General features: G+C 66.2%; 9 protein-coding genes. 4 read left to right on the top strand and 5 right to left on the bottom strand.

The window, feature by feature from the left end; translation table 11 throughout:
* On the bottom strand, positions 1-223 hold a 223-nt coding region (locus ABZW16_RS40685), incomplete at its 3' end, for a hypothetical protein (RefSeq protein WP_354961491.1).
* Positions 224-547: 324 nt separating this feature from the next.
* Here ABZW16_RS40685 and ABZW16_RS40680 point away from each other — a divergent pair.
* The 3 genes from ABZW16_RS40680 to ABZW16_RS40670 all read left to right on the top strand — a co-directional run bounded on the left by ABZW16_RS40680 (position 548) and on the right by ABZW16_RS40670 (position 3,323).
* Positions 548-1,030, top strand: a complete 483-nt coding sequence (locus ABZW16_RS40680) for a hypothetical protein (protein ID WP_354961490.1) — start codon at positions 548-550, stop codon at positions 1,028-1,030.
* A gap of 234 nt (positions 1,031-1,264) precedes the next feature.
* Positions 1,265-2,788 carry a carboxylesterase family protein gene (locus ABZW16_RS40675; RefSeq protein WP_354961489.1) on the top strand — a complete coding sequence of 508 codons (1,524 nt, stop codon included), beginning with the start codon at positions 1,265-1,267 and terminating at the stop codon, positions 2,786-2,788.
* Between the two features lie 181 nt (positions 2,789-2,969).
* Entirely contained in the window at positions 2,970-3,323 is a 354-nt protein-coding gene (locus ABZW16_RS40670) for a DUF4870 domain-containing protein (RefSeq protein ID WP_354961488.1), read from the top strand.
* 242 nt (positions 3,324-3,565) lie between these two features.
* On the opposite strand, the gene ABZW16_RS40665 is transcribed toward ABZW16_RS40670, so the two are convergent.
* The 4 genes from ABZW16_RS40665 to ABZW16_RS40650 form a co-directional block, all read right to left on the bottom strand.
* Complete coding sequence (locus ABZW16_RS40665) at positions 3,566-4,297, bottom strand: sigma factor-like helix-turn-helix DNA-binding protein (RefSeq protein ID WP_354961487.1); 732 nt, start codon at positions 4,295-4,297, stop codon at positions 3,566-3,568.
* Between the two features lie 161 nt (positions 4,298-4,458).
* Entirely contained in the window at positions 4,459-4,983 is a 525-nt protein-coding gene (locus ABZW16_RS40660) for a hypothetical protein (protein ID WP_354961486.1), read from the bottom strand.
* Positions 4,984-5,156: 173 nt separating this feature from the next.
* Positions 5,157-8,858: a cobaltochelatase subunit CobN gene (cobN, locus tag ABZW16_RS40655; protein ID WP_354961485.1), complete on the bottom strand. Its 3,702-nt coding sequence runs from the start codon at positions 8,856-8,858 to the stop codon at positions 5,157-5,159.
* Positions 8,859-9,077: 219 nt separating this feature from the next.
* Entirely contained in the window at positions 9,078-9,518 is a 441-nt protein-coding gene (locus ABZW16_RS40650; RefSeq protein WP_354961484.1) for a nuclear transport factor 2 family protein, read from the bottom strand.
* Between the two features lie 473 nt (positions 9,519-9,991).
* Here ABZW16_RS40650 and ABZW16_RS40645 point away from each other — a divergent pair, with 473 nt between their 5' ends.
* Entirely contained in the window at positions 9,992-10,924 is a 933-nt protein-coding gene (locus tag ABZW16_RS40645) for a precorrin-3B synthase (RefSeq protein WP_354961483.1), read from the top strand.
* Positions 10,925-11,015: the final 91 nt, after the last annotated feature.

The following is an 11,015-nucleotide window of genomic DNA, read 5'->3' as shown; positions in this document are numbered from 1 at the left end:
CTGACAACCCTGGCGTGCTGATCAGCAGCACCGAAGCCTGCGATGCGCAGCACACCCGCAACGACGATGCCAACTCCCAACCCTGCAGCGATTTCGAGAGGTCTTCCCGTTCATCCACTTTGAGTAGATAGCGCTCAGCAACGCATCGTAATAGCCGCTGGGCGGGCAGTCCATCCGCGCCCCTGTCGAGCAGCCGAACCTGACCCGCGATCTCGGTGCACACATTCGCTGGCTGTCCGACGGAAGGGTGCGGCCCAGGCGCCACATAGGTCAGCAACCTACGCTCATGCCGTTGGGGCGAGCAGTCTGCCCGCCGAGATGGACTGCGACGCAGAACATCCGGAAACTAGCCGATTTCCTGGTGCTGTGTTCGCGTATGCGAGAGGTGTCCGCCTCATTCGGTGTCTCAGTAGCGATCATCATCGATCCAGCCGCACCGACCCTTCGACAGCGACGTATCGATATGCTCTCGCTTCGGCTCCGCGGGGCGTGGCCGGAATCACCAAAGCCCGCAACCGAACCTGGGTCCGTCTGAGATCATCACACTATGTCCCGCAAGAATCAGCCGGACGCTCAGCGCGCCGTCGAGCCAGCCTTGGAGCCGGGCGAACAACTGCTGATAATGCTCTCGGCGACGGTGTCGAACTGGGGTGACGGGGGTGGCTACTACATCGTCTGGCCTGTCGTCTCGTTGTTGCGAGTACTGAACCGGCGCCGGCGGGCACGAGCAGCGGGTCGATCGCAGGGACTACGACTTCGCCCGGCGTTCATTGTCGCGGTGACGTCCCAGCGGGTGTTGTTCTTCGCGGCCCGAAGGGGCTGGCGGCCGGGCGCACCGTGCGGCGAGCTGTCCCGCGATCGCATTACCGGCGTCATGGTTGGGAAAGCAGTGCTGGCGGGATACCCGCCCCGGGAGTTGTGTTACATCGTGGTGTGCATGTCCAGCGGGCCTGATCTGTCACTGCGGGTCGCGGCTGAATCGGCGTGGTGGCTCCGAGACGAATTCGGCGCCGCAGAAGGAAGTCGGTGACGTCCGTTTCACCGACTCGGCGACGAACACGGTCACCGTGTCCTGCGTGTCGTTGGCAAAGGCTCGAAAATCGTGCTCGTCCCGCTGCCGCCAGCAGTAGGGCGGGCCATCGACCGCGCCACCACAGAAGAAAAGCTGTTCGGTGCGGCGAGATGTGAAGTGGCCCTAAATGGTTTGCGCCGGATCTTGCGCGCGGGGATGCTCGGCCGAACAGCCATAGAGAGGAAAAGCGAAATGGCCGCATCCAGCAAGCCGTCGGAGTCCGAGCCGGAGGTCCGCACGGCGGCCGGTGTGCTGCGCGGTGGCCGGGAGGCGGGGCTGGCGGTCTTCCGCGGCATCCCGTTCGCCGAGCCGCCGGTCGGCGACCTGCGTTTCGCCGCGCCGCGGCCGGTGCGCGGCTGGGATGGGGTGCGACCCGCCGTCGCCTACGGCCCGCCGCCTCCGCAGTCCGCCGTCCTCGCGGTGTCTCAGGACACTGCCGGAGGCGACTGGCTGACGGTCAATGTCTGGACGCCAGAACCGGATCCGGCCTCCGCGCTCCCGGTGATGGTGTGGTTTCCCGGCGGTGGTTATGCGATGGGCAACGCCGGCCTGCCGGAATACGACGCCGGGCATCTGGCCGCGATGGGAACCGTGGTCGTGACCCTCAACTACCGTCTCGGTATCGAGGGGTTCGCCCAGATCGAGGGCGCCCCGGCCAACCGTGGACTGCTCGACCAGGTCGCGGCCCTGGAGTGGGTGCGGGACAACATCCGGGTGTTCGGCGGCGACCCTGACCGGGTGACGGTCTTCGGGCAGTCGGCGGGTGCCGGATCGGTCGCCGCGCTGCTCGCGATGCCGCGCGCCGCCGGGCTCCTGCGCCGGGCGATCGCGCAGAGTGTGCCGGGGACGTTCTTCTCTCCTGAGCTGGCCGCCGACCTCACCGCGGCCTTCGCCGCCGAGCTTGGGGTGGCGCCCACGGTGTCCGGGCTGTCGGCGGTGGCCCCGGACCTACTACCCGCCGCTGGCGACGCGGTATTCGCCAAGATGGACCAGTGGCGGGAGCGGTGGGGGCAGATCACCCACCGGCCGATTCCGTATGCGCCGGTTGTCGACGGTGACGTGCTGCCCACGACCCCCTGGGCGGCGCTGGCCGATGGCACCGCCCGGGACGTCGAGCTTCTCGTCGGGCACACGCGGGACGAGCACCGGTTGTTCAGCCTGATCGACGGTGTGCTCGGCCAGGTCACGCGGGAGCAGACCGAGACCGCGCTGCACGTTCTCGCCGCCGGGCCGGACGGTGCGCGCCGGTATCGGGAGGCGTTCCCGGCCGCTGTCGATGAGGAGCTGTACGAGCTGGTCAACGCCGACTGGTTGTTCCGTATGCCGAGCGTAAGGCTGGCCGACGCGCAGATCGCCGGTGGCGGCCGGGCCCACCTCTACGAGCTGACCTGGACTGCCCCGGGCATGGGCGGCGCTCTCGGCGCCTGCCACGGGCTGGACGTGCCGCTCGTCTTCGGCAACCTGGGCAGTGGGCAGACCGCCATGCTGATCGGCGACCCGCCCTCGCCGGAGGCGGCGGAGCTGTCGGCGCGAATCCGCGGGTCGTGGACGTCATTCGCCGCGCACGGCGACCCGGGCTGGCCCGCGTACGACGCCGATCACCGCCTTGCCCAGATCTTCGACACGGCGTCGACGGTCACCGCCTACCCGGAGGAGGCCTCGCGGCTGCTGTGGCAAGACTTCACCTTCCCGGCGCTGCCGCTGCTCGCGCGGTGAAAGTTTTCGAGGTCGTCGGCAGTCGTCTCGTCGAGACAACCACGTCCGGGATCCCGGTCGCCGGCTGGCCTGCGACCTGTGGGTTCGGGCTGAAACCTGGGATCGGTAGGTGGCGCGCTCGGCATCTACTTGCCCCATGACATCTTCTCAACCTTCCACGAACCAACCGCAGCCCGCCGGCTTGGACAAAAAGACCAGCGCGGTCCTGTCGTACGCACTGGGGTGGCTCACCGGAATCATCTTCCTGTTCGTGGGAAAGAAAGATCCCGATGTGAAATTCCATGCCTCGCAATCGATCGTCTTCTTCGGGGCGGTCTCGGTGGTCAATATTGTTCTGAGCATCGTCGGCTCGCTCCTCGGAGTCCTGGGGATCATCTTCAGCCTCGCCGGACTCGCAGTCGCGGTCTTCGCAGTCGTCGTCTGGATCATGGCCATGGTCCAGGCGAACAACACCGGCGGTGTCCGCGCAGAGCTTCCCATCGTCGGAAAATTCACTGCCCCATATGCCGATCAGTTGGCCAACTCGGTCAAGTAGCGGCATATTCGAAGTCCCCAGCTGGATTCATCATCGAGGATGCTGTCGGCACCCCTGCCTGCGGGCCAGATGCGACAGTCCGAAGATCAACGGCCCGAGGCTATCTCGGGCCGTTGGCGTCCGCGTGGAACGTCCGAGAATGCCGAAGACAGCGCTGTCCGAACCGGCCACAGCGCTGAAGAACTCGGCCGGTCGGCCCGGGATGACTTGCATATGCACGGGCCGACCCTGACGACACCGGCTCAGGCCGGGGCCGGCAGCTGGATCGAGGCGAGTTCGGCCGGGTCGACGACGATGTGGATGGCGGCGATCCGGCCGTCGGTGACCGTGCAGGCGATGACGGAGAGGGGGGTTCCGTCGGGGCGCCAGGACATGTGGCCGGGGATGCCGTTGACCAGCACGGGTCGGTGGCGGGCGACCTCGCCGGAGAACATGCGGGCGCCGGCGGCGACCTCGGTGGCGCCGAGTGTGACCACCACGCCCTCGGGGGTGTCGACGGTCAGCTTCACGTTCGGGTCGAGGACGCGAAGGAGCGCTTCGAAGTCGCCACCGAGGGCGGCGGCGCGGAAGGCTTGGACGACCTCTCGGTGTTCACGGCCGGGGCCCGCCAGCCGGTCCGTGGCTCGGACCTTGCGACGCGCGCGGCTGGCGATCATCTTGGCGGCGTCGGCGGATTTGCCCAGGATCTGGCCGATTTCGTGGAACGGGACCGCGAACATATCGTGCAGGACGAACGCCAGGCGCTCGCTCGGGGTGAGCGAATCGAGCACAACGAGCAGGGCGAGGCCGACCGAATCGGCCAGCGCCACTTGCTCGTCCGGCGTTGGGTCGTCGTCGGGCGTCACCACGAAGTCCGAAAACTCCTGCCCATAGGAGGTTTCGGGGTGGTCCTGGCGGGAGCGCAGGAGGTCCAGGCTGATTCGGCCGACCACGGTGGTCAGCCAGCCGGCCAGGTGCCAGAACTCGCCGCACATCTGCTGGCGACTGCCGAACGATTCCGGAAAGCGGCGGGCGAGGATTGAAGTACGATATGTCCTGAATTTCGGTAAGCGGCATCCCCGGTCGGGCTATTTCATCGAAAGCCCGGCCGAGGGTACCTGTTTCGAGAGTTATCCGATCAGTTCGATTTCCCCTGTCATTGGTTGGCGCCGGCGATACCGCCGATGATTCCCCCGATAATGCAACCGGGCACGAATCCGGCGACAAAGAACAGGAGCCCGATCAGCGCGCCGACCGCGCAGCCGATCAGCACACCCGCAACCGTGGTGCCCGCATCACCGATGAACTGCGGCGGGGCCGATGCCGGTGCGTTGACCGGCGTCAGCGTCAATGTCGTTGCCGCGGCATCGACTTCGGGCGTGACCTGAATCTGCTGGCCCGCCACCGTCTGCAGCGTGGTCGGCACGGTGGCGACCACCGAACCATCGGGCGCCAGCACGCTGATGCCCGCATCCGGCGTCAGCACGAACCTGCCGGAGGCCAGCGTGATGGTGGCATCGGAGCGGTCCGTCGCCACCGCCGCGGTGTATTCGATGCCGTGATCCACCCCGTTGAGGACGGTTTCGGATGGCACTTCGGGCGAGCCGTAGGCGGTGGCCGCGGCGATGCCGGTCGCGGCTATGGTCAAAACCGTTGTCGCCACCATTTTTTTGATCTTCATCAGCATTTCCAATCATCCAGCCGATTCGATTGATGTTCCCCGAGAAACGGACATGGGACATCAATCATGATGCGCTTCCGAAGCGCTCGGCGTCGACGGTTTCAGGAAATCGAATTACGTTGCAAGATCAAATGATTCGAAAACACAGAGGAATTGGGGGATTGCCTTTTCCGCTATTCCAGTTCACCCTCGGTCTCCAGGTAGATCTGGCGCAATCGGTCCAGCGTCGCCTGCTCCGGACGCTCCCACAACTCCCGTTGCGCCGCCTCCAGCAGACGCTCGGCAATGCCGTGCAGCGCCCACGGGTTGGACTGCTCCATGAACTTGCGGTTCACGTCATCGAAAACGTAACTCTCGGCGAGCTTTTCGTACATCCAGTCGGCCACGACATTGGTGGTCGCGTCGTAGCCGAACAGGTAGTCGACGGTGGCCGCCATCTCGAAGGCGCCCTTATAGCCGTGCCTGCGCATCGCCTCGAGCCAGCGCGGGTTCACCACCCGGGCCCGGAAGACGCGCGAGGTCTCCTCCGAGAGCGTGCGGGTGCGCACGGCGTCGGGGCGGGTGCTGTCACCGATGTAGGCCTCCGGATTCTTGCCGGTGAGCGCGCGCACGGTGGCGACCATGCCGCCGTGGTACTGGAAGTAGTCGTCGGAGTCGGCGATATCGTGTTCGCGGGTGTCGGTATTCTTGGCGGCCACCGTGATCCGGCGGTAGGCGGTGCGCATATCGTCGGCGGCCGGGGCGCCGTCGAGGTCGCGACCGTAGGCGTAGCCACCCCATGCGGTGTAGACCTGTGCAAGGTCGTCGTCGGTTCGCCAACTCTTCGAGTCGATCAATTGCAGGAGGCCAGCGCCGTAGGTGCCGGGCTTGGAACCGAAGATGCGGGTGGTCGCGCGGCGCTTGTCGCCGTGTTCGGCGAGATCGTTCTGAGCGTGTGCGCGAACGTAATTCGACTCGGCAGGCTCGTCCAGTTCAGCGACCAACCGGACCGCATCGTCGAGCAGTGCGAGCACGTGCGGGAAGGCGTCACGGAAGAAGCCGCTGATGCGCACGGTGACGTCGATGCGCGGGCGGCCCAGTTCCTCGAGTGGGATCACCTCGAGTGTGGTCACGCGGCGGCTCGCCTCATCCCAGACCGGGCGGACGCCCAGCAGCGCAAGCACTTCCGCGATATCATCGCCGGAGGTGCGCATGGCGGAGGTGCCCCACACCGACAACCCGACCGAGCGCGGGTACTCGCCATGATCGGCCCGGTACCGATCGACCAGCGAATCCGCCATCGCCTGCCCGGTCTCCCAGGCCAGCCGCGACGGAACCGCCTTGGGATCGACCGAGTAGAAATTCCGACCTGTCGGCAGGACATTGATCAGACCGCGCAGCGGGGAACCGCTCGGGCCCGCCGGAATGAATCCGCCGTTGAGCGCGTGCAGGATTCGGTCGATCTCCACGCCCGTCTGTCGCAGGCGGGGCACTACCTCGGTGGCCGCGAATCGCAGGACGGTGCGGATTGCGGAAGGCGTGGTGTCAGCGGCCGAATCGGTCGCGCTCAGCGCAGCGGCGAATGCGTCGACCAGGCCGTCGACCGCGTCCGCGGACCAGTCGGCAGCCTGCAGTCCGGCGAGCAGCTCACGCGCCTGGCGCTCCACCGCGTCGACCCGTTCGCGCGCCTCGGTACCGGATTCGTTCAGCCCCAGGGCTTCTCGCAGACCCGGCACATTCCGTTCACCGCCCCACAGCTGGCGGGCGCGCAGCATGGCGAGTACCAGATCGAGTTCGGTCTCCCCCGCCGGTGCCTGCCCGAGCACATGCAGCCCGTCGCGGATCTGCACATCCTTGATCTCGCACAGCCAGCCGTCGACGTGCAGCAGCATGTCATCGAAGACGTCCTCGTCGGGGCGTTCGTCCAAGCCGAGGTCGTGGTCCATTTTCGCCGCACGCATGAGGGTCCAGATCTGCTGGCGGATGGCGGGCAGCTTGGCCGGGTCGAGGGTGGAGATATTGGCGTGTTCGTCGAGCAATTGCTCCAAACGCGAGATATCGCCGTAGCTTTCGGCGCGCGCCATGGGCGGAATGAGGTGATCGACCAGGGTGGCGTGGGCGCGACGCTTGGCCTGGGTGCCCTCGCCCGGATCGTTGACCAGGAACGGGTAGATGAGCGGCAGGTCACCGAGCGCGGCATCGGTGCCGCAGGAGGCGGACATTCCGAGCGTTTTGCCGGGCAGCCATTCCAAGTTGCCGTGCTTGCCCAGATGCACCATGGCATCGGCGGCGAAACCGTCCGGCGCCGCAATCCACCGATAGGCGGCGAGGTAGTGGTGGCTGGGCGGCAGGTCGGGGTCGTGGTAGATGGCGACCGGGTTCTCGCCGAAACCGCGCGGCGGCTGCACCATCAGCACGATATTGCCGAAACGCAGTGCGGCGATGACGATTTCGCCCTTGGGATCGGCCGAGCGATCGACGTAGAGTTCGCCGGGCGGCGGACCCCACGCCTCGACGACGGCCGCGCGCAGATCCTCGGGCAGAGTGTCGAACCAGCGGGTGTACTGGACGGCGCCGATGCGGATCGGATTGCCCTCGAGCTGTTCGGCGGTGAGCCAGTCGGGATCCTGACCGCCCGCGGCGATCAGCGCGTGGATCAGCGCGTCGCCGTCACGTTCCGCGAGCCCGGGCACCTCGCCGTCGGCACCGAGATCATAACCGGCCGAGCGCATTTCGGTGAGCAGCCGAATCGCGCTCGCGGGGGTGTCCAGGCCGACCGCGTTGCCGATGCGGGCATGTTTGGTCGGGTAGGCCGACATCATGATGGCGATGCGGCGCCGTTCGGCCGGGATGTGGCGCAGTCGCGCATGCCGGACCGCGATACCGGCGACCCGCGCCGCGCGCTCGGGATCGGGCACATAGGTGGACAGGCCGTCGGCGTCGAATTCCTTGAAAGAGAACGGAACCGTAATGATGCGGCCGTCGAATTCCGGGACGGCCACCTGGGTGGCGACATCCAGTGGTGAGAGGCCGTCGTCATTGGCCTCCCATTGGGCGCGGCCGCTGGTGAGGCACAGACCCTGCAGGATCGGCACATCCAGTTCGGCAAGGGCTGCGACATCCCAGGCTTCGTCATCACCACCGGCCGACGCGCTCGCGGGCTTGGTGCCGCCCGCGGCGAGCACGGTCACCACCAAAGCGTCTGCTGTGCGCAGAGTTTCGAGCAATTCCGGCTCGGCAGTGCGCAGCGACGCGCAGTACAGCGGCAGCGCCTTCGCGCCCGCATCCTCGATCGCGGTGCACAGCGCGTCGATGTAGGCAGTATTTCCCGCGAGATGTTGTGCGCGGTAATAGATTACGGCCACCGTCGGCGGTTTCTCGACATCCGAGCTCGGGTCTGCTGTCGCGCTCGGATCGCGGTGCGCGCCGGGGTGACCGGACGGCCGGGAAATGGCCGCAGGGTTGCGCACAACACGCTGCAATTCGCCCCAGCTCGGCAGCTGCACCGGCGGCTCGAAGCCGTGGCCGGTGAGCAGCACCGTATCCGAGAGGAAGTTGTGCAGCTGCCGCAGGTTTTCCGCGCCACCGGCAGCGAGGTAGTTGTGCGCGTCGGCGGCCACCCCGCCGGGGACCGTCGAACATTCCATCAACTCGGCATCGGGAGCGATCTCACCACCGAGCGCCACCATCGGCACCCCGCTGGCGCGCACCGCTTCGAGCCCGTCCTCCCAGGCCCGTTTGCCGCCGAGGATGCGCACGATCACCAGATCGGCACCGTCGAGCAGTGCGGGCAGGTCCTCGACCAGCAGCCGAGCCGGATTCCCCCACCGATACTCGGCACCGCTCGCACGTGCGCTCAACAGATCGGTGTCGGACGTCGACAGCAGCAAAATCACAGGTGGCAGCCTTCCTCGGGTGACGCGCCCATCGGGTACGGTGCTCGCCGGAGAGGGTCTGGCTGTTGACAGTGGCGCGACCGCACCGGAGTTCCACCGGTTTCCTCATCGCCCGTCGAGCACCCAGATGCTATCTGGTGCCGAATCGCGGTCCGGGCGACCCACCCATGCGAAGCCCTAACCGCACCTGCGAACCGATAGCAGTCCGGCCGGTTTCGCTCAGATCAGATCAGCGTTTCCGTCGATGACCTTCAGGTGGTAGTGGAATTTGTCGACGCGCCAGCCCACATCGGTGCGCTCCGCGCCGATGGTGTAGCTGCCGACAAAGGTGCGGGTCTTGCCATTGGCCGCATCGTTCTTCACGTGGACAGCGATGGCGTCGGCGTGGATCTCGGCGTGGTCGCCCTGGAGATCGACCAGATAGTTGCCCGCTTGGTGATGGACGCCGTCGAGGTCGTCGAGACCTGCGCGCCAATCGCCGACGATATCGGCCATGGGACGCACCGCCACCGGCCCACCGAAGCCGCCATCGAAATCGACCTTGCCGGTGAACACCTCCGAGAGCAGGTCATCCCACCGTTTCTGGTCGGTATAGACGAACATCCTGGTGACCACGTCGATAATCGCGAGTCGGTCGGCAACGGTGGAGATTTCACTCATGCGCTCACCCTAGAGCGCCGACCGAGATCGGCGCAGAGCACGCATCGACACGAGTTCTCCCGCTCGAGGCCGAATCAGGAGCTACGACCACGGCGTCGTGCCACGACGGGGCGCTGCCCGGAGAGGGTTTCGGCGACCTCGCCCTCAGGGAAAGTTCGTGCGCCACAATGGAATCCGCGCATGATGTCATCGCATACCTGGCCAGGTGCAGCCTCCACGGCAAGGCCCTGCCCGGACACCTCGCCATCAGGGGAGATTCACACGCCGCAATCGAATCCGTCTGCGAAGTCAGGGGTGATGAGTTGCTCCGCGTCGGTCGTCAGCATCGGCGATACTCGCAGATCACCGACCGTCCAGATTTACCGCGAGCGTTGGCGGTGCTGATTCCACCGCAACGCGCCGGGCAATGGCGCCGTCGCATTCGCCGCCCGATGAGTCCGGTATCGCGCCTGGTCACTTAGGCTGGATGGGTCATGACGCGTACGAATCCCGATTCCTGCCCCGGCGTGCTCCGGCTGCATCAGGCAGCCGATGGGCCACTGGCTCGGATTCGGCTGCCCGGTGGGCGGCTGGAGCCTGGACAATTGCAGGTGTTGGCCCAGGCGGCGGCCGAACTCGGCGATGGAAATATCGAGCTGACCTCACGGGGCAATGTGCAGTTGCGGCAGATGCATGATGCGGCGGCGCTGAGCGAGCGATTGGCGGGTGCCGGGCTGCTGCCGAGTCGGACCCATGAGCGGGTGCGCAATATCGTCGCCTCGCCGCTTTCGGGCCGGATCGGTGGACTGTCGGATGTGCACGGGCTCGTTCCGGTGCTCGACACGGGTTTGCAGGCCGCTGCACGGCTGGCCGAACTGCCCGGCCGGGTGCTTTTCACCCTCGACGACGGTCGTGGCGATATCAGCGGACTGGCTGGCGATATCGGTGTACACGCCACTGGCGCAGACGAATTCGCGCTGGTGCTGGCCGGTCGTGATACCGGCATTCGCATCTCCCCGGCCGATGCGGTGCAGGTGATGCTGGCCGCCGCACACGGCTTTCTCGACCTCGGATCCGGCCAGTGGCGGTTGCACGAGGTGGATGACGGCGTGCGGCGATTGATCGAGATACTCGGCCTGTCCCCCGGCCCCGACCGCCTGGAATTCGGTGCCGCCCAGGACATTCCGATCGGCTGGCTCGACCAGAACAACGGTCTGGTCAGCCTCGGCGCGGCCGTTCGCCTCGGTTCCCTGCCCGCCCGGACCGCCGAATTCATCGCCGCCATCGAACATCCCATCTTCATCACCCCGTGGCGCAGCCTGGTGATCACCGATCTGGCGGAATGGCCCGCCGAACAGGTCGTCCGTGTACTCGCCCCCATGGGCCTCATCTTCGATGCCAACTCCCCCTGGCTCCAGGTCAGATGATTAAATAAACTTGCATTCTCATTGTCATGTAATACTACATATTGAATAGGGTCTTCAACTACTACATTTTTAGGGACATATACAAATACGC

Origin of the sequence: Nocardia sp. NPDC004604 (assembly GCF_040609795.1) — a bacterium.
Classification (GTDB): Bacteria; Actinomycetota; Actinomycetes; order Mycobacteriales; family Mycobacteriaceae; genus Nocardia.
This window is presented reverse-complemented; position numbering and strand designations above follow the sequence as displayed.